We start from the raw sequence: 18539 nt of genomic DNA on the forward strand, positions 1-18539 counted from the left end.
AGGAGAGCTACGCGGCCCCTCACACCCCCTCCGCCTCCCGGGAGGATGTCGCGAACGCAATCATTCGGGCAAGGGGTGTCTGCGGATGGTGGCCCCGGGTACTGGAGTCCTGCGTTCCTGAGCGGAACGGTGAGAAGGAAGCAGGTCAGAGCATGTTCCGACACACCAAGTACCTCCAGTGCGAAGCCAAGCCCGAGGCCCCCGACGCCCTGTACGCCATGAAGTTGCAGGAGCTCATCGGCGGCGCCTACGGCGAGATGACCGTCACCATGCAGTACCTGTTCCAGGGATGGAACTGTCGCATGGAGGGCAAGTACAAAGACCTGATCATGGATGTGGCGACCGAGGAGATCGGCCACGTGGAGATGTTGGCGACCATGGTCGGGCGCCTGCTGGAGGGAGCGCCGTCCGACACCGTCGCCGAGGCGGTGAAGGATCCGGCCGTCGCCGCCATCGTGGGCGGGATGAACCCGCAGCAGGCCATCATCGCCGGGGGCGGGGCCGTACCCACGGATTCCGCCGGTACCCCGTGGAACGGCAAGTACATCGTCGCCAGCGGGAACCTGCTCGCGGACTTCCGTGCCAACGTGGCGGCCGAGGCGCAGGGCAGGTTGCAGACCGCGCGGCTGTACAACATGACCGACGACCCCGGGGTCAAGGAGATGCTCCAGTTCAACCTGGCCCGGGACACCGTCCACCAGAACATGTGGATGGCCGCCATCGCGGAGCTCCAGGAGGACGGGTTGGAGGGCGAGATCGCCCCCAACGCCCTCATGGACGTGGAGGACCAGGAGCACGCCAACACCATCTGGGGCCTGTCGGACGGAACGGCCGCGGCCCAGGGCCGGTGGGCCTCCCGGCCCGCCCCCGACGGCGAGCACGAGCTGCGCTACCTGGACCAGCCCGACCCGCTCGGGGGGCCGGCCTCCGCGCCCCCGCCCGACCCCAAGCTCTACGGGACCTTCGCCGGCCCCGGCGGTGAGGGTTCGCAGAAGGGGGCCTCCCGGGCCACCAAGAGCGGCAAGGGGCTGGCCGGCAAGGTCAAGGACGCCCTGGAGTGAGATCTCTGCCGAGGGTGTGGACACCGTCGCGCCGTCGGCGGGACAGGTGTCCACATCTGCGGGACGGCCGGGCAGGTGCCCCGCGGTGCGTACACCGCCCGGTCCCGGGCGACACGGCCGCCGGCCTCCCGAAGAGCGCTCCACACCCGTGAAAGGCCACCCAGGATCCTGCCCGAACCCCGCGGCCCGCCCAGTGAACGACTGCTCCTCTCCTTCGTGCTGTTCGGCGCCGCGGCCTGCCTGACCCTGGACCGCCTGTGGGCGGAGCACGTCCTGGGCCGCTGGCAGGGGGGAGTCGTCGCTGTCGTCGGCGGACGGGTCCGGCGACGCGCCGTGCCGCGCAGCGACGCCGTACGGCCGGGTAGGTGTACATGCTGGCCAAACCTGGCCATAGCCTGCGAAAACATCTCACCCAGGTTCTGTGGCCTGCCAAGATGACGCTTCCAACAGCCCTCACCCCTGGAGCGCCCATGCCACGACCCGCCTCGCGCGTCACCGCCATCGCCGCGGCAGCCGTCACCGCCCTGTCCCTGCTGTCGGCCCCCGCACAGGCCGCCTCCTCCAGCGGGGCGCTGACGGTGACCCACGTGCGCGCCAACTCGGCGGGCACGGACACCAAGAGCAACCTGAACGGCGAGTACTTCGTCATCAAGAACACCAGCACCAAGACGGTGAACCTGAGGGGGTACGTCCCCGACATCACCAGCAACACCTACGGCCGGGTCCTGCCCTCCTACAACCTGCCCGCGGGGGCGGTGGCCTACGTGCGCACCGGCAGCGGCACCAACCGCCGCGACGCGAGCGGCAACCACCAGGTCTACCGCGGCTACGCCCGTCACGTGCTGCCCAACGACGCCACCGGCCGCAACCCCGACCTGCGCCTGAAGAAGCCCGGAAGCGCGGACAACAACTCCTCGAACGGGTCCATCAGCTCCTGCAACTGGGGCAGGGCCGCCAACGGCACCACCTACCGCTGCTGACCCGAAGCCCACCGGCGCCGTGTCGGCGCCACCGGGCCCGCCCTTCCCCGGGCGGGCCCGGCCCCCGCCCCGACCGGTCACCCGGAAATCCCGACACCACCGCCGGTACCGGATACCGCTCCGGCGGCGATCGGACCGTTTCGGCCACGCGGCGGACATGCGGTGTGGTAGGTCTCGGGGGACACCCCGGGAAAGGTGGGACGTTGGTCAAGATCGCGCTGGTCTGCGGAGACGGACTCCCCGTCAGCGGCCTGCTCACCGTCTTCCGCAACGTCGTGACCCGCTTCCACGGGCGACCGGACCCGCACGAGCCCGTCCCGGCCGACCTCGGCTACTCGTGGCGCCCCGACAAGCCCGCCTTCTTCCCCCACGGCGCCGGAGCGGACTGCTACCCGCCCTGGCTCCGGGTGAGCCGGGCCCGGCCCTGCGCGGGACCGGACCTGGCGGGGGAACTCCTCGACGTGCGGCGGCAGGTCGCCCGGACCGACGCCCTCGGCCCCGGGGAGAGGGCACACCTGCACCGGCGCGTCGAGGCCCTGGCCGGGCCCTACGAGGCCTACTTCTCGGAGTGGCTCCACGAGCACGACGTGGACTGGGTGGTGGCGGTCAACATGACCCTCTCCGACGCGGTCCCGGTGACCCTGGCCCTGCACCGCGCCGCGAAGGAGCGCTGGGGCGGCGGACGCCCCGGCGGAGTCCTCTTCTGGGACCACGACCTGTTCGGCAGCTACGCCGTGCACGAGGGCGACGAACGGGTCTACCCCCCGGCCCCCAACGAGTTCACCCCGCTGCCGGGCGGGCACCCCGCGCACCGCTGGGCGGTGGTCTCGGAGGCACTGCGCGCCGAGGCCCGCGGGTACCCCACCCCGCTGGAGCCGGTCACGGTCCCCAACGTGCTGCCCGAAACTCCCCCCGAGGGGCTGCAGGACCGGCACACGGAGTTCCTGGAGCAGATCGGCGCCGCGCCCGGCCGGCCCCTGCTGCTGGTCCCCGTCCGCGTCTTCAGGGTCAAGGGCGTGGAGATCTCGGTCCGGCTCTTCTCCCGCATGCGGCAGGTGAGCCGCGAACAGGGGCGGCCCGAACCCCTTCTCCTGGTCTTCGGCGACCTCGGCGAGGATCCGGACTACACCGAGGAGGTGCTCGACGAGGCCGCGCAGGAGGGGGTGCTGGACCACGTGCGGTTCCTGGACGGGGTGCCGTTGCAGAGCCACCGGGGGACGGGCCTGCGCTGGCGCCTCGACGAGGTCGACCTTCTGCGGGTGAGCGCCGCCACGGGCGGAGGGGTGCTGTTCACACCCAACCGCCCGGACGTGGAGAGCGTGGGGCTGGGGCCCGCACTCGCCACCGTCGCGGGCCTGCCCAGCGCGGTCGGCGACTTCCATGCCTTCTCCGACATCTACGGCGACGCGTTCCTGTGCGCCCGCCTGCACGGGGACGGCGACCTGAGCAGGACCGCCGAGGAGATGCTCGGGCTCATGCGTGCCCGGGTGGGCGGCGAACCCTGGTTCGCCGAGGCCATGCGGCGGAACAGGGCGAGGATGGACTCCCACTTCCCCGTCGGGCCGTGGCGGCGGCTCTGGGAGGAGCTGGCTTGCGGGGCGGAAGGGGCCGTCCCGGCGCCGGAGGACCCCACTGGCGCATGAACGCCGTCCCGCCCATGTGGCCCTCGGCCACCGCGGCGGGGTCCACCCAGTACGGGTACCTCTACCTGACCGCGCCGCCGGAGGGCACCGCCGAGCTCACCTCCGACGCCGGACCCCTCGGGATGCTGGAGGGCATCCCGATCGAGGACGACCAGGCGCCGCCCTCCGGCGGGGCAGGCCCCGGTGCGGGCCCGTCCCGGAGCGGTCCCGCGACCCCGGCGGAACCCGTGGCACTGACGACGCCGACAGTTTGTCAAGTATGTCGAATCGGCGGGCGTCCGCGAGACGGCGGTCGGGCCCCGTTCTCGTGTGCCACACGGCGCCGAGTGCGCAGAAGCAACGGCATCGGCCGGAGAGGGCCTCAGTCGGGGAGGTCGTTCGAGCGGGCGGAGCGCAGGGTCAGCGCGGTGAGCAGGCCGACCACCGCCACCCCCATCACCCAGTACGCCGGGGAGACCGGGTTGCCCGTGGACGCCACCAGCTGGGCCGCGATGTAGGGGGCCGTGCCGCCGGCGACGATGGTCCCGATGTTGAAGCCGAGGGAGACACCGGTGTAGCGGACCGCCCGCGGGAAGAGTTCGGTGAACAGCGGGAACGCCGGAACCTGCAGTGCCGCGTTGAGGACCATGAACACCAGGTAGACCAGCCCCACGACCAGTAGTCCCGAGGCCTCGGACATGGCCAACAGGATGGGGTAGGCCAGCAGGACGTACCCGACGCACCCCGTGGTGAGCACGGTCAGGCGTCCGAAACGATCGGTGAGCATGCCCATGAACGGCATGCACAGGCAGGCCAGTCCGATGACCGCGGCCGAGAGCCAGTACACGTGCTGGGAGTCGTGGCCCAGGTCGTTGATCAGGTAGACGTTCATGTAGGTCAGCCCGACGTACCCCGTGCCGTTGGTGGCCACGGCCAGACCGATGACCTTGAGGACCGAACCCGAGTTGCTCCGCAGCACGTCGACGAAGGGGCTGCGGGTCACCTCCGCCTTGGCCTCCATCTCCCTGAAGTCGGGAGTGTCCTCCAGTTTGAGCCGCGCCCACAGGCACAGGAGCGTCAGCGGGATGCACAGCAGGAACGGGAGGCGCCATCCCCAGGCCGACATCTGGTCGGGGGAGAGGAGCCCGACGACGATTCCGGCCACGGCCGCGGCGACCGCGAAGCCCATGGTCGAACCGGTCGGCGTGAAGGCGCCGAAGAAGCCGCGCAGTCCGGGCGGTGAGGACTCCGCGATGTAGGTGGCCGATCCGCCGATCTCGCCCCCGGCCGAGAAGCCCTCCGCCATACGGACGATCACCAGCAGGATCGGGGCGATGATGCCGACCTGCGGGTAGGTGGGCAGCACGCCCATCAGGGCGCAGCACAGGCCCATGCTGACGACGGTGGACACCAGCGCGACCTTGCGCCCGCTCCGGTCGCCGAGGCGGCCGAAGAAGATCCCGCCGAGCGGCCGCATCAGGTAGCCGGACCCGAACACGGCCAGGGTGGCCAGGATCGACGTGGCGGGGTTGGAGCTGGGGAAGAACAGCGGGGCGATGACGACGGCCAGGAACCCGTAGACGCTGAACGCGTAGTACTCGATCAGGGTTCCCACCCCGCCGGCGATCGCGGCACGCAGCGCGGTGCGCCGGTCGCGCACGGGTGCGCCGGGGACGGCGACGGCCGGGGGGTTCCCGGCGCTCTCTGAAGAGGACAAGGCGATACCTCCTGGTGAGGATGGAGCTCGGGCGTCCGACACGAGCTCTCGGGGGATGGTGCCTCCCGGTGGGCCCGGGGAGGCGGGGTGGGGCGCCGTCGTGGTGCTCCCGCCCGTCGGTGCGGTGGGTCGAACGTGCCGGTCAGCCGGCTGTGCGTGCCCGGCGGTGCTCGTCGAGGAGCAGGTTCAGGCTCCCGCCCGCCTCGATGACCTTGACCACGCGCTCACTGAGCGGTTCCCCGGTCAGTTCGACGCCCTGGCCTTCGAGGCGGACGACGGGGCGCCGCCAGTCGACCGAGACACGGTCCCACCTGCGGACGGCGCGGGTGATACCCGGAACGGTCAGCAGCGGCATGCCGTTGTAGGTCTCCCCGCGCCAGAAGCCCGGGGAGAAGGACTCGGCGACGACGGCCGTTATGCCCAGGTTGCGCAGCGCGACCAGCGGCGGGTAGTGCGGGTGCCCGTAGCCGAAGTTGCGGCCTCCGACGACGATGTCGCCGGAGCGCACCTCGTCGGCGAACGACGGGTCGTAGTGCCGCATGCACACGCTTCTCAGCACGTCGGGGTCGTAGTGCTTGATGTTCTCCACGCCGATGACGAGGTCCACGTCGAAGTCGTCCCCGAAGATCCAGGCGACGCGGCCCTCGATGGTGTCGGGCGGGGGCAGCGGACTCATGGGCCCGTCACCTCCCGCACGTCGGAGATCTCCCCGGTCAGGGCGCTGGCGGCGACGGTGTAGGCGGATCCCATGTAGATGTCGGCGCCCGTGTCGCCCATGCGCCCGGAGATGTTGAGCACGCCCGTGGACACGCAGTTCTCCCCGGCCCGCAGTGGTTTCTGGTAGCCGAAGCAGAAGTCGCAGCTGGACGTGGCCACGGCAGCCCCGGCGTCGCGCAGGACGTCGAGCAGCCCCTCCTCCTCCGCCTGGCGGTGGATCACGGCCGAGGTGGGGACGACGTTGAGCTGCACGCCGTCGGCGACCCTGCGGCCCCGCAGCACCTGCGCGGCCGCGCGGATGTCCTCCAGCCTCCCGCTGGCGCAGGACCCGATGAACGCCTTGGTGACGGGGGTGCCCTTCAGGGCCGAGACCCCCCGGGTGTTCCCGCCCCGGGCCGAGCCGGGCAACACGATCTGGGGTTCCAGCTCCGAGAGGTCGATCTCGTGCACGCCGGTGTAGACCGCGTCGGGATCGCTGTACAGCGGTTCGGGGACGGTGTCGGACACCTTGCGGGCGTAGTCCAGGGAGAGTTCGTCCGGGTTGAAGATCGCCGACACCGCGCCGGTGAACATCGCCATTCCGCACAGGCCCTGCCTGCGGTCGATGCTCATGGAGCGCGCGCCGGGCCCGGTGAACTCCATGACCTGGTGGGCGCAGCCGTCGGCGCCGAGCCGGGCGATGATGGTGTGGATCAGGTCGCGGTTGTCCACCCCCTTGGGGAAGCTGCCGGTGAGCTCGAACCGCACCGACTCCGGCACGTCCAGGAAGATCCGGCCGGTGACCCATGCCTCCAGGAGGTCCCGCCGCACTCCCCAGCCGAGAGCCCCGAAGGCGCCAAGCCCGCTGACGTGGCCGTCGAAGTGGATGAGGAACCTGCCGGGGAGGGCGTACCCGAGTTCGGCGGCGACCTGGTGGCCGATCCCCGCGGCCTCGTGCAGGGTGATCCCGTAGAAGTCGCACCAGTCCCGGGTGACCTGGTGGACCGCCTCCTCCTTGGCGTCGCCCCTGGTGAGCATGTGGTCGATGAAGACCAGGTAGCGCTCGGGGTCGTCCAGTTCCGTGATGCCGAAGTCGTCGTGCATCTGACGGAACATCACGTCGGTGTATCCGGGGAAGTCGTAGGCGATCATGTGGTCGGGCCGGAACGCGCGGTTGTCGCGCGCGCGGACCGGGGGGCCCTGGGCCGCCCGGCCGAGGATCTTCTCGGTGATGGTGTGGCCCATGCTCAGGCTCCTCCCCGGGCCGCGGGCAGGTAGGCCTTCTGCGCGGCCTCCACCTCGGCGAACCCGATCAGGTCGACGAACTCGTGGTGCGGCAGGGCGTCGGCGCTCACGTCCGCGGGGGGCTCGCCCGCCGCCAGCCGGCCCAGGGACTGGCGCATGGCCCCGGCCGCCGCCAACAGCACCTGGGTGGGCAGGAGCGCGATCGCGACCCCGACCTCCCCGAGCACCTGGGGGGTGAACTCGCGCTCGGTCCAGGTGGAGGCGGTGAGCGTGGCAACGAGGGGGACCCCCGCGACCTCCCGGCACCTGGCCCACTCGGCGGCGGTGGAGAAGGTCCTGGTGACCGGCATGACCATGTCGGCCCCGGCCCCGGCGTAGGCCTGCGCCCGGCGCAGCGCCTCCTCGCCCCGGGCGTCGGTGCGCGCGATGACGAGGACGTCGTCCCCGACGGCGTCCTTGACGGCGCGCACCTTCATGGCCCCCTCCTCCCGTGGGACCAGGGGTACCGGGTCGCCGACGCAGAGGGGACAGCGCTTGGGCGACTCCTGGTCCTCCATGAAGACCGCGGCGACCCCCGCGTCGCGGAAGCGGCGGCCCGTCCTGGCGGCGTTGACCGCGTTGCCGTACCCGGTGTCGATGTCGGCGATCAGCGGGAGACCGCTCGACTCGCGGATGCGGCGGGTGGCCTCAAGGTTCTCCGACATGGTGTAGAGCTCGGCGTCGGGGTACCCGAGGGCCGCGGAGACCGCGAAGCCCGAGGCGCACAGGGCTGGGAAGCCGGCCTGCTCGGCGAGGCGGGCGGTGAGTCCGTCCCACACCCCCGGGGCGTAGACGACTCCCTCGTCCATCAGCTCGCGCAGTCGTTGGGAACCCATCGCGTCTCCTTTCGTATTGCGGAACGCGTTTCAAAAGGAGACTAAGGAGCGCTAGAATCTTGTGTCAAGGGTCACTCCCATCTGTAATCCAGCAGACACAGGCGTGATCTACGTGCCGAAACGCATCGCATCAGCGGTGCGCTCCGGCTCCGAGGGTGTTCGAGTCCACGAAAAATGGAACGCATTCCGGTCCACCACGAAGAGGGGAAACCGCCATGATCTCCGCGATGCAGACCGAACCGCTGGGGCTGCACCACGTCTTCGAGCGGGCCGAGGCGGTCTTCGCCGACCGGGAGGTCACCGGCCGGGAGCCCGACGGCATCAGCGGTCTGGACTACGCCGAGCTCTTCTCGGGGGCCCGCGGGCTGGCCGAGGTTCTGGTCGGCCTCGGGCTCCGACCCGGCGACCGGGTCGCGACCTACGCCTGGAACACCCTGGACCACATGCGCGCCTACGTCGCGATCCCCGGGGCGGGCATGGTCATGCACACGGTGAACATCCGCCTCGGTGCCGACGAGATCGCCTACACGCTCGCGCACGCCGGCGACCGCGCGGTGCTCGTGGACGGCTCCCTGTGGGAGTCCTGGTCCGCCGTCGACCTTCCCGACACGGTCGAGCACGTGCTCGTCATGGGGGAGGCCCCCGCGCTCCCCGCCGTCCAGGGCGGCGCGGCCGTGCACCGGCTGGAGACCCGACCGGTCCCCGAGCAGCGGGGCTGGTGGCGTCCGCGGGACGAGAACGAGGCCGTGGGCATCTGCTACACGTCCGGCACCACCGGCCGCCCCAAGGCCGTGGTCTACAGCCACCGGTCGGTCTACCTGCACGCGCTCACGCTGTGCGGGACCGACGCGTTCGCCATCGGCCACCACGACGTGGTGCTGCCGGTCGTGCCGATGTTCCACGCGAACGCGTGGAACCTGCCCTACGCCGGCCTGGTGGCGGGAGCCGGGCTGGCGTTTCCCGGGCGCCACCTGGACCCGCTCGGCCTCACCGGGTTGATCCGGGACGCCCGGGCGACGTTCGCCGCCGGCGTGCCCACCGTATGGGCCTCCGTCGTCAGGGCGCTGAACGAGGAGCAGGTACCCGGCGACGCGCTGTCCACCCTGGACCGGATCGTCATCGGCGGTTCCTCCGCGCCGGAGAGCCTGCTCGACGCGCTCACCGGTCTGGGGATCCGGCCCGTCCACGCCTGGGGCATGACCGAGTGCTCCCCGGTCGGACTGGTGGCCTCGGACCCCTGCACCTCCGACGGGGCGGCGCGCTCGGCCGCCCGGCGCACCCAGGGCCGTCCCCTCCCCGGTCTGGCGACGCGTTCGGCGGCGGACGGGCGCGAGGTCGCCCGGGACGGTGCCGCCGTGGGGGAACTGGAGATCAGCGGGCCCTTCGTCGTCGACCACTACCACGCCCCCGAGAAGGACGACAGCGCGTCCTTCACCACCTCCGCCGACGGGCGCCGCTGGCTGCGCACCGGGGACATGGTCACGGTCGACACCCGGGGGTACGTGACCCTGGTCGACCGCGCCAAGGACATGGTCAAGTCCGGAGGGGAGTGGATCTCCTCGGTCGACCTGGAGAACAGGCTGACCGCCCACCCGCGTGTGAGCGAGACAGCCGTCATCGCGGTCCCCGACGAGGTCTGGGGCGAGCGGCCCGTCGCCGTCCTTTCGAGCGTGGACGGTGAACCCATCGACCCGGACGAGCTGCGGAGCTACCTCGGGGCACAGGTCCCGCGCTGGCAGCTGCCCGACCGGTTCGTGGTCGTGGACGACGTGCCCAAGACCAGCGTGGGCAAGTTCGACAAGAAGCGGATGCGCGCGGAGTACGGTCATGGGCGCTGAGCCGGCGGGAGGCCCCGCCCCCGGGGCCGGGGCACGGTGTCGGAAGTGCCGTGAATCGGCCATTACGCTGTCATCGATGACGGAGCGTGCGAGGAGGTCTCCTCAGTGGCGATGATCGACGGTGAATCGGCCGCTGATCCCAAGGGCACGGTCAACGCGGTGCTCCGTGCCTGCCGGCTCCTGGAGTGCTTCACCCACGAACGGCCCGCGCTCACCCTGGGTGAGCTGGCGGAGCGCACCGGCCTGAACAAGGCCACCACGCACCGCCTCCTGGCCACCCTGGTGCAGGTCGGCTGGGTCAGCCAGCGCGCGGACGGCGCCTACAAGGTCAACATGCGGCTGTTCGCGGTGGGATCCGTGGCGCTGGCCGAGCTCAACCTGCGTGACGAGGCCGCGCCGCTGCTGCGCGACCTGTCCGCGCGCTTCGGCCACACCGCCTATCTGATGGTGCCGTCCGAGGACGGTGCGGTCTGTATCGACCTCGTCGAGGGAGCCGGGCCGCTGACCGTCAAGAAGATCACCGTCGGCAGTGTGCTGCCCTTCCACACGGCGGCGGGGCCGATGACGATGCTGGCCTACTCCTCCGCACTGCGGGAGCAGTGGTTGTCCCGGCCGCTGCGCAAGTACACCCCGCACACACTGACCGACGCCGAGGTCCTGCGGGGGGAGCTCAAGAAGATCGCGTCCGAGGGCTACACCGTCAGCGACGAGGACTTCCTCCAGGACGTGGGCGCCGTGGCCGCCCCCGTCTTCGACTCCTCCGGGGCACTGGCCGCCACGGTGAGCCTGGGCGGCCCCGCCACGCACTTTCGGGGTACGGGCCTGGTCGGCGTCATCGCGGCCGTCCGCGAGGCGGCGGCCGAGCTGTCGCTCCAGCTGGGGGCCCAGGGCCGGAGCGCCTGAGGGCGGGGGCGCCGGACCTGACAGGCTGCCCGGTGGTCACCCGAGACGGGCGAGGAAGAAGTCCCGGACGTCCCCGGCGAGCAGGTCCGGTACCTCCATCGCGGCGAAGTGGCCGCCGCGCTCGAACTCCGACCAGTGTCTGATGTCGTACAGCCGCTCGGCCAGCGGCCGCACCGACTGCGTGATGTCGTGCGCGAACACCGCCACCCCGACCGGTACCAGGCACGGCTCGACCCGCCGCGGAGCGTCGCGGTGCAGCCGTGCCGAGGAGGCCGCGGTGGCGGTCAGCCAGTACAGAGAGACGTCGGTGAGCATCCGATCGTCGCTGATCGGCGCACGGGGGTCCGTCCACTGGGCGAAGCGCTCGGCGATCCACGCCAGCTGGCCGACCGGGGAGTCGGTCAGCGCGTAGCCGATGGTCTGCGGGGTGGCGGCCTGCAGAGCCTGGTACGGCGGCCGGTTCGCCATCAGCTGCCTGATCCTGTCCAGCCGGGCCCCGTCCTCCTCGGACAGTTCGATGCCGGCGTCCGGGTCAGGGCGGGTCGGCAGGTAGTTGACGTGCACCCCGACCACCTGCTGGGGCGCCACTGCTCCGAGCGCCATGGAGATGCCCGAGCCGAAGTCGCCGCCCTGGGCGCCGTAGCGCTCGTACCCCAGGCGGCGCATCAGCTCGGCCCAGGCCCGCGCGATCCTGACCACGTCCCAGCCGCGCTCGTGGGTCGGTCCGGAGAAGCCGTACCCCGGGATGGACGGGATTACCAGGTGGAAGTCGCGCGACAGCGGCTCGACCACGTCGAGGAACTCCAGGAACGAACCGGGCCAGCCGTGGGTGAGGACCAGCGCGAGCGCGTCCGGGTTCGGCGACCGGACGTGGACGAAGTGGATGTTCTGGCCGTCGATCTCGGTGGTGAAGTGCGCGAGTTCGTTGAGCTCGGCCTCGTGCTCGCGCCAGTCGTAACCGGTGCGCCAGTGTTCGGCCAGTTCCCTGAGCCGCGCCAGCGGGAAGCCGTAGTCCCAGCCGGCGTCGGCGACCTCGTTGGGCCAACGGGTGCGGGCGAGCCGGTCGTTCAGGTCGTCGAGGTCGGACTGGGGGATGTCGATGCGCAACGGCGTGATCATGGTCCTGGCTCCGGGGGTTCATTCGGCACGCAAATATTGGTGCGACAAACGTTTGGAGGCCAAACGATACCATAACCGTTGGTGCCACCAACGGTTTGTTAGACTCGGGGCATGGAGAACCCGTCCGAGAAGACGACCGCCGGCTGGGAGAGCACGCCGAGCTGGCTGCTCACCCAGAACGCCAACCACGCGCACCGCCTGGTGGCCGAGGGTTTCTCGTCCGTCCGCGCCCGCGGCTACCACTACCGGCTGCTGGCGGTACTGGAGGAGTCCGGCCCGGCCAGCCAGGCAGCGCTGGGCCGCCGTAGCGGCATCCACGTCAGCGACATGGTCGCGACGGTCAACGAGCTCGCCGATCGCGAACTGGTCGAGCGCGCCCTGGACCCCTCCGACCGGCGGCGCAACATCATCTCCCTGACCGTCGCGGGCACGCGGCAGCTGCGGCGACTGGAGGAGCAGCTGGCGAAGACCCAGGAGGAACTGCTGGCTCCGCTCTCACCCGAGGAGCGGGAGCGGTTGACCGAGCTGCTGTCCAGGCTGCTGGACCACCACAACCGGCGGACCGACGCCCCCGAAGAGCCGCGCTGACCGCGAACGCGCTCAGGGGCCCCACCGGTCCGCCGGTGGCAGTCCGGTGGGGCCCAGGAGGACCGTCACCGGTGACCTGCTCATCACGCCCGGTTCTGCCACTGCGGGCCCGATGGACGCGTGGTCATGAGGTGAGGGACGTGGTCCAGGACTCCCCGTCCGCGGCCACGTAGCAGAAGGCCTCCTGGATTCCGTAGTCCCACGCGTCCTGGGTCGGCGCGATGTAGCCGACGAAGTACGTGTCCGGTGTACGTGCGGGATCCAGGGCGCGTTCGCTCATGGGGCTGCACGTGTCGTCGATGTCGGCGTAGAAGGCGGCATCTCCGGGCCAGTCGTTCGAGGAGGGGGAGTAGGAGCCGATGACCTGGGCGTTGTGTGGCTCGTCGCAGGAGGTGAGTTCGACTTCGTAGAACACCGAGGTCGGAGGGTCGACGAAGCAGTCGCCGGTTTCCAGCGTGCACACCGTGGCATACCCGGGCGAGGGCTCGCAGAGCTCGGCCGGTTCGGGGGCTTCCCCCGCGCCGGTGGAGAAGGAGGGATCCGTGCTCCCCGAGGAGTGGGAACTGGGCTCCGCCTGCGCGACGATGGCGGCCGCGGCCGTCCATCCGAGGCCCCACAGCCCGGCGGCCAGGAGCCCGAGCAGGGAGAAGACGACGCTGAGCGCCTTGGCGGCAGCGAATCCGGTTCCGGCGGTCGGAGCGGCGGGGACCGCGAACCCGGTTCCGGCGGACGGGGTGAAGGAGGCCGACGTCTCGGTGAACGGCGGTGTGAACGGTGTACTCGGCGCAGCCGACTCGTAGGCCGGAGGCGGGTACATGTCAGCTGTGGGGCCCCACTGCCACACGGGCCCGTCCGGTGCGATCGGCGCGGCCTGGTCCGCACCCGGGGGAGGGGCGGGGGCGGACGGTCCGGCCTGGCCCACTGATCCCTCGGGTACGGCCGTCGCCGGGTCGGCGCCGGACTCGGCCGGCCGGGTGGACTCAGCGGGTCTGGCCGTACTGTTCGCCGCGGCGGTGGAGCCGGTGTCGGCCGAACCTGCGGGGCCGGCCGTTCCTGCCTGCGGTGCCGCGGCCGTCGGCGGTCCTGCGGAAGTGGTCGCCTCGCGCCCCGCCTGATCGAGGCCCGGGGCCTGCGCCGAAGACGGCGACCGGAGCACCTGGTGGAGGGCGAGGAGCCCGAACACGATGGCGATGGGGATGGGCAGGATGAGGAAGCCCAGCAATCCCAGGACCAGCGCCGCGATGGAGAACCCGCTGATCTTCTGCTCGTGGAGGTTGTTGTGCACGGTGTGGTGAACGTTGTGGTGCGTGTTGTCGCCCATGTGGATCGGGCCCTGCTGGTTGTTGCCCACGGTCACGTTGTGGTGGCCCGAGACCGTGGTCCTGTACGCCTGCACGTTCATGGCGGCCAGGTCCCTGGCCAGGTCCGGGTCCTCTCGCAGGGCCTGCCTGATCCGGTCGCGGAGTTCCTCGGCGGCGAGGGGGTCCTCCGGTGCTCCGGCGAGCCTCCTGACTGCGTCTTCGATCTCCGGTGTGCTCTTTCCGCGCCTGAGGAGGGCGGCCAGCATCCGCTGACCGTGCCGCACACTGCTGTTCGCCGCCGTGTCCTCGGGCCTGGACAGCACCGCTTGTCCAAAGGCGCCGACCGCGCTTCTCACATACGCAGACACCTGGAAGGCGAGTGTCTCGACGTCCATCAGAGCTGCTTCCCCTCGGCTTCGGGGGCAGGCGTCACGATGCCGGCCTCGCCGATCCTCCGCTCGTGGAGGTTGTTGTGCACGGTGTGGTGCGTGTTGTCGCCCATGTGGATCGGGCCCTGGTGATCGCCGCCCACGGTCACGTTGTGGTGGCCCGAGACCGTGGTCCTGTACGCCTGCACGTTCATGGCGGCCAGGTCCCTGGCCAGGTCCGGGTCCTCTCGCAGGGCCTGCCCGATCCGGTCGCGGAGTTCCTCGGCGGCGAGGGGGTCCTCCGGTGCTCCGGCGAGCCTCCTGACTGCGTCTTCGACCTCCGGTGTGCTCTTTCCGCGCCTGAGGAGGGCGGCCAGCATCCGCTGACCGAGCCGCACGGTGCCGTCGGCCGCCGTGTCCTCGGACCTGGACAGCACCGCTTGTCCAAAGGCGCCGACCGCGCTTCTCACATACGGAAACACCTGGGAGGAGAGTGTTTCGACGTCCATCGAAGGGGGTTTCCATTCGGTTCCGGGGGCGGGTGTCGCGATGCCGCGGGGCCCCAGCTTCGGTAAGGGGTCACCACTATAACGATGCGGTGCGCGAGAACAAGGCAGAATTCGACCACAGTCGTCCGAGCACCGAGAAACCAGAGGTCTTCCGGGCTGCGGAGAATGCATGAACGGGTTCTGATCTGGAACAACGCCTCTCGGGTCGACGGTCCCGTTCCCGTGTCCGGAAGCGGTCAGGCAATTGCGAAATCTTCTCAGGCCGGTCCGGTCTCCGGTTTCACCGCGAACCTGACGAAGGTCCTGAACAGGAGAGACCCCGGAATGGACGAAGGGACTCACGCTCATTGGGGCCACCGCGGATGCAGGGCTCGTGCGCGTTCCGTTTTGCTGAAAATTGTCAGGTTAAGGTGGGTTTCGCATTACTGGGCAGGTAGGCGCGTGATCTGTGTATTCGATACGCGGCGTACCCGGGCAGCCCTGCGGTCGCAGAGGGCCAGGTGCCGTGACGGTCCTGTCCCAGCGGGCCCGATCCGCGATCGCCGAACCACCCGGCCTGTCCACGCGCGGATTCCACGCGTGGACAGGCCGGGGGTCGTTCCGTGACGGTCAGAGGCCGGTGATCTCGGTCGACTCCACCACGCGGGCGATGCGCCAGAGCCCGACCCAACTCTCCGGGAAGACGGACTCGTCGAGCAGCGCGGAGTGCGCCCGCGGGTCGGGGTCGGCGCAGGCGTCGGCGCAGACGACCACCTCGTAGCCGACGTCGTGCGCCCACCGGGCCGTCGAGAGCACCGTGCCGGAGGTCGCCACACCGGCGATGACGACGCGGTCGACGCCGGAGGCCCGCAGCAGGTCCTCCAGGCCGGTGGTGGCGAACGCTCCGAGGGTGGTCTTGCCCAGCACGGGCTCGTCCCCGGCCGGTGCCAGCGACGGATGGATCTGGTCGCGCATCGCCTCGTGGACGACGTGGAACACGGGCAGTCCCGCGGCCCTGGCCGATGCCAGCGCGTTCGACGCCCGCTCCACGACGGTGGCGTCGTGGCTGAAGTTGTCGACGATGTACGTCACGAAGTCCAGGGCGAGGAAGGCTGTTCGCGCGCTCGTTGCCTGGTTGTCCACGGTCATGGGGGCTCCTTGGCCGAGGAAGCCGCAGGAACCGTCTCCATGGCCCGAGACGGCCTCGCGCTTCCACGGGGTTCGCGGGATCTCGTCGGCACCACATCTCCACCGGCCACGCACTACAATCGGAGAGGGCGCCCCGCTTACGCTAGCATAAGCGGACACAGCGCCCCGCTTAGAGTCCGTACGACGAAGGAGACCGACGTGGAGGCGGAGAACCGACCCCTGCGCGCCGACGCCCGCCGCAACCGTGACCGGCTCCTCCAGGTGGCCAGGCAGGCTTTCGCCCGCGAGGGGCTGTCCGTCCCGCTGGATGAGATCGCGCGCCGGGCCGGGGTGGGCCCGGGCACCCTCTACCGCCACTTCCCCACCAAGGAGGCGCTCTTCGAGGCCGTCGTCCACGAGCGGCTCCGGATGCTGGTCGACCGGGCCCGCTCCCTGAACAGCTCCGACGATCCCGGAGCGGCCCTGTTCACGGTCATCGGCAGCGTCGTCGCCGACGCCGCGGAGAAGGCCGACATCGTCGACGCCCTGGCAGGTGCGGGCGTCGAGGTCCGCACAGCGGTCGCCTCGACGGCAGCCGACCTGCGCCGCGAGATCGGCCGTCTCCTCGCCCGCGCCCAGGACGGCGGCGCGGTCCGCGACGACATCGGCACCGCGGACCTCATGGCCGTCATGTCCGGCGTGCTGCTCGCCCTGCGCCACCCGGGCAATGACGGCGCCGATCCGCAGCGGACCCTGGCGATCCTGTTCGACGGGCTGCGGGCCGCACCACGGGTGGACCCGGAGGGCGGCCCCTGTTGACCCCCGAGAGGTTCGGCCGGGCCACTCCCCGCCCCTCCCTGTCCGCCCTGTGCCTGCCGGAACGGAGGATCGGAGTCCGCCCCGTCAGCGGTCCCGGCGGTCGTTGAGCCGGGCGGCCCTGCGCGTCAGGTGGTCGCGCTCGGCGAGGTTGGGCGCCTTGAGGGCCGCCTCGGCGTACAACCGGGCCGCCTTCGCCAGGTCCCCGTCGCGCTCGTGGAGGTACGCCGCCACCGCGCAGTGGCGGGGCAGGGAGTCGTCCAGCTCCCCGAGCGCGGCCAGACCGGCGCGCGGTCCGTCGGCCTCGCCGACGGCCACCGCTCGGTTGAGGCGGACGACCGGGTTGTCGGTCAGGCGCGCGAGCTCGTCGTACCACTCGACGATCTGCACCCAGTCGGTCTCCTCGGCGGAGGGCGCGTCGGCGTGGAGCGCCGCGACGGCGGCCTGGGCCTGGAACTCGCCCAGCCGGTCGCGGGCGAGGGCCGCCTGCAGGATCTCGACGCCCTCGGCGATCGACCCGGTGTCCCACCGGTCGCGGTCCTGCTCGGCGAGCGGGACCAGGCTGCCGTCGGGCGCGGTCCGGGCGGGGCGTCGGGCGTGGTGGAGCAGCATGAGGGCGAGCAGGCCCGCCACCTCGGGGTGGTCGATCGCGGCCGCGAGCTGCCGTGTGAGGCGGATGGCCTCGGCGGCGAGGTCGACGTCGCCGGAGTAGCCCTCGTTGAAGACCAGGTAGAGGACGCGCAGAACCGTGGCGACGTCGCCGGGCCGGTCGAACCGCCCGGCGGAGACGGTGCGCTTGGCCCGGCTGATGCGCTGTGCCATGGTCGCCTCCGGCACCAGGTAGGCCCGGGCGATCTGGCGGGTGGTCAGCCCGCCGACGGCGCGCAGCGTGAGCGCGACCGCGGAAGCCTGTGTCAGCGACGGGTGGGCGCACAGGAAGTAGAGCTGGAGGGTGTCGTCCACCGCGGCTGCGGGGCCGGGCGCCGGCTCCTCGTCGGCGAGGTCCTCGCGCCGACGGCGGGCGGTGTCCGCCCGGGTCGAGTCGAGGAACCGGCGCCAGGCCACGGTGACCATCCAGCCCTTGGGGTCCCGAGGCGGATCGGTCGGCCAGGTGCGGACCGCCTCGACGAGCGCGTCCTGCACGGCGTCCTCGGCCGCCGCGAAGCCGGCTCCGCGGCGGACGAGGATTCCGAGCACACCCGGTGTGAGGCTCCGGAGGAGGACCTCGTTCACTGTCTCACTCCGTGATGGTGGGCGGCGCGGCCAGGAACGGGCGCACTTCGAGCCATTCGTGGATCGGCGCCCCGCCCGCCCCGGGGGCGGCCGACAGGACCCCGGCCAGCTCGACGGCGCGCTCGTAGCTGTCGACGTCGATCACCATCCAGCCGGCGATGAGGTCCTTGGTCTCGGCGAACGGGCCGTCGGTGACGGGCGAGCGCCCTTCGCCGTCGTACCGGACGAACGTCCCCTCGGGGGCGAGCGCCTGCCCGTCGACGAACTCGCCGCTCTCCTCCAGCCTGGTCGCGAAGTCGCTCATGTACTGCATGTGGGCCGAGATCTCCTCCGGCGTCCACTGGTCCATGGGCACGTCGTTGACCGCGGTCGGGGCGCCACGGTAGTGCTTGAGCAGCAGGTACTTGGCCATCGTGTTCTCCTCGGTGCTGGTGCGACCCATTGTGGTCGCATTCACCCCGGGGACGGAGCCGGGCACGGCTTCTCGACATCACCGGCCGAAGTCTTGTGGTTTTCGTGGACGAGTGCGGTTCCGCGGTCCACGGGGCCGTGGCGCGGGGG

Annotated in this window: 17 protein-coding genes; 7 read left to right on the forward strand and 10 right to left on the reverse strand. The window is 71.2% G+C overall.

Annotation, left to right across the window (positions count from 1 at the left end; genetic code table 11):
- Positions 1-152 precede the first annotated feature (152 nt).
- The 3 genes from ACFWTE_RS09890 to ACFWTE_RS09900 all read left to right on the forward strand — a co-directional run bounded on the left by ACFWTE_RS09890 (position 153) and on the right by ACFWTE_RS09900 (position 3684).
- Entirely contained in the window at positions 153-1061 is a 909-nt protein-coding gene (locus ACFWTE_RS09890; RefSeq protein WP_378778937.1) for a manganese catalase family protein, read from the forward strand.
- Between the two features lie 470 nt (positions 1062-1531).
- On the forward strand, positions 1532-2041 hold the full coding sequence (locus ACFWTE_RS09895; protein WP_378778938.1) for a lamin tail domain-containing protein: 510 nt from the start codon (positions 1532-1534) through the stop codon (positions 2039-2041).
- Positions 2042-2244: 203 nt separating this feature from the next.
- Complete coding sequence (locus tag ACFWTE_RS09900; RefSeq protein WP_378778939.1) at positions 2245-3684, forward strand: hypothetical protein; 1440 nt, start codon at positions 2245-2247, stop codon at positions 3682-3684.
- A gap of 361 nt (positions 3685-4045) precedes the next feature.
- Here ACFWTE_RS09900 and ACFWTE_RS09905 read toward each other — a convergent pair whose 3' ends face one another.
- From ACFWTE_RS09905 to ACFWTE_RS09920, 4 genes are all read right to left on the reverse strand, one after another.
- Positions 4046-5380 carry an MFS transporter gene (locus ACFWTE_RS09905; protein ID WP_378778940.1) on the reverse strand — a complete coding sequence of 445 codons (1335 nt, stop codon included), beginning with the start codon at positions 5378-5380 and terminating at the stop codon, positions 4046-4048.
- Positions 5381-5522: 142 nt separating this feature from the next.
- Positions 5523-6056 carry a 3-isopropylmalate dehydratase gene (locus tag ACFWTE_RS09910; protein WP_378778941.1) on the reverse strand — a complete coding sequence of 178 codons (534 nt, stop codon included), beginning with the start codon at positions 6054-6056 and terminating at the stop codon, positions 5523-5525.
- On the reverse strand, positions 6053-7321 hold the full coding sequence (locus ACFWTE_RS09915; protein WP_378778942.1) for an aconitase family protein: 1269 nt from the start codon (positions 7319-7321) through the stop codon (positions 6053-6055). The genes ACFWTE_RS09910 and ACFWTE_RS09915 overlap by 4 nt, the downstream gene beginning before the upstream one ends.
- A gap of 2 nt (positions 7322-7323) precedes the next feature.
- Positions 7324-8196, reverse strand: coding sequence for an oxaloacetate decarboxylase (locus tag ACFWTE_RS09920; RefSeq protein WP_378778943.1), 873 nt, complete (start codon positions 8194-8196; stop codon positions 7324-7326).
- 215 nt (positions 8197-8411) lie between these two features.
- Here ACFWTE_RS09920 and ACFWTE_RS09925 point away from each other — a divergent pair, with 215 nt between their 5' ends.
- Together ACFWTE_RS09925 and ACFWTE_RS09930 are read left to right on the forward strand one after the other, a co-directional pair.
- Positions 8412-10034, forward strand: coding sequence for a long-chain-fatty-acid--CoA ligase (locus ACFWTE_RS09925; RefSeq protein ID WP_378778944.1), 1623 nt, complete (start codon positions 8412-8414; stop codon positions 10032-10034).
- 111 nt (positions 10035-10145) lie between these two features.
- Positions 10146-10937 carry an IclR family transcriptional regulator gene (locus tag ACFWTE_RS09930; protein ID WP_378778987.1) on the forward strand — a complete coding sequence of 264 codons (792 nt, stop codon included), beginning with the start codon at positions 10146-10148 and terminating at the stop codon, positions 10935-10937.
- A 36-nt stretch (positions 10938-10973) separates the two neighbouring features.
- On the opposite strand, the gene ACFWTE_RS09935 is transcribed toward ACFWTE_RS09930, so the two are convergent.
- Positions 10974-12056 carry an epoxide hydrolase family protein gene (locus ACFWTE_RS09935; RefSeq protein WP_378778945.1) on the reverse strand — a complete coding sequence of 361 codons (1083 nt, stop codon included), beginning with the start codon at positions 12054-12056 and terminating at the stop codon, positions 10974-10976.
- A 111-nt stretch (positions 12057-12167) separates the two neighbouring features.
- Here ACFWTE_RS09935 and ACFWTE_RS09940 point away from each other — a divergent pair, with 111 nt between their 5' ends.
- A complete protein-coding gene (locus ACFWTE_RS09940; RefSeq protein ID WP_378778946.1) occupies positions 12168-12644 on the forward strand; it encodes a MarR family winged helix-turn-helix transcriptional regulator in 477 nt (158 codons plus the stop codon).
- A gap of 124 nt (positions 12645-12768) precedes the next feature.
- On the opposite strand, the gene ACFWTE_RS09945 is transcribed toward ACFWTE_RS09940, so the two are convergent.
- From ACFWTE_RS09945 to ACFWTE_RS09955, 3 genes are all read right to left on the reverse strand, one after another.
- Positions 12769-14340: a septum formation family protein gene (locus ACFWTE_RS09945; protein ID WP_378778947.1), complete on the reverse strand. Its 1572-nt coding sequence runs from the start codon at positions 14338-14340 to the stop codon at positions 12769-12771.
- Positions 14340-14822 (reverse strand): hypothetical protein, encoded by a 483-nt coding sequence (locus ACFWTE_RS09950; RefSeq protein ID WP_378778948.1) that lies wholly within the window; start codon positions 14820-14822, stop codon positions 14340-14342. The genes ACFWTE_RS09945 and ACFWTE_RS09950 overlap by 1 nt, the downstream gene beginning before the upstream one ends.
- Positions 14823-15431: 609 nt before the next feature.
- On the reverse strand, positions 15432-15950 hold the full coding sequence (locus ACFWTE_RS09955) for a cysteine hydrolase family protein (protein WP_378778949.1): 519 nt from the start codon (positions 15948-15950) through the stop codon (positions 15432-15434).
- Positions 15951-16148: 198 nt separating this feature from the next.
- Here ACFWTE_RS09955 and ACFWTE_RS09960 point away from each other — a divergent pair, with 198 nt between their 5' ends.
- Entirely contained in the window at positions 16149-16748 is a 600-nt protein-coding gene (locus tag ACFWTE_RS09960; RefSeq protein WP_378778950.1) for a TetR/AcrR family transcriptional regulator, read from the forward strand.
- A gap of 84 nt (positions 16749-16832) precedes the next feature.
- Here the strand turns inward: ACFWTE_RS09960 and ACFWTE_RS09965 are convergent, their stop codons facing one another.
- The gene (locus ACFWTE_RS09965; protein WP_378778951.1) at positions 16833-17978 is read right to left on the reverse strand and encodes an RNA polymerase sigma factor; all 1146 of its coding nucleotides are present in this window, start codon (positions 17976-17978) and stop codon (positions 16833-16835) included.
- A 4-nt stretch (positions 17979-17982) separates the two neighbouring features.
- Entirely contained in the window at positions 17983-18390 is a 408-nt protein-coding gene (locus ACFWTE_RS09970) for a YciI family protein (RefSeq protein ID WP_378778988.1), read from the reverse strand.
- Positions 18391-18539: the final 149 nt, after the last annotated feature.

The organism is Nocardiopsis sp. NPDC058631, assembly GCF_042716955.1.
GTDB lineage: Bacteria > Actinomycetota > Actinomycetes > Streptosporangiales > Streptosporangiaceae > Nocardiopsis.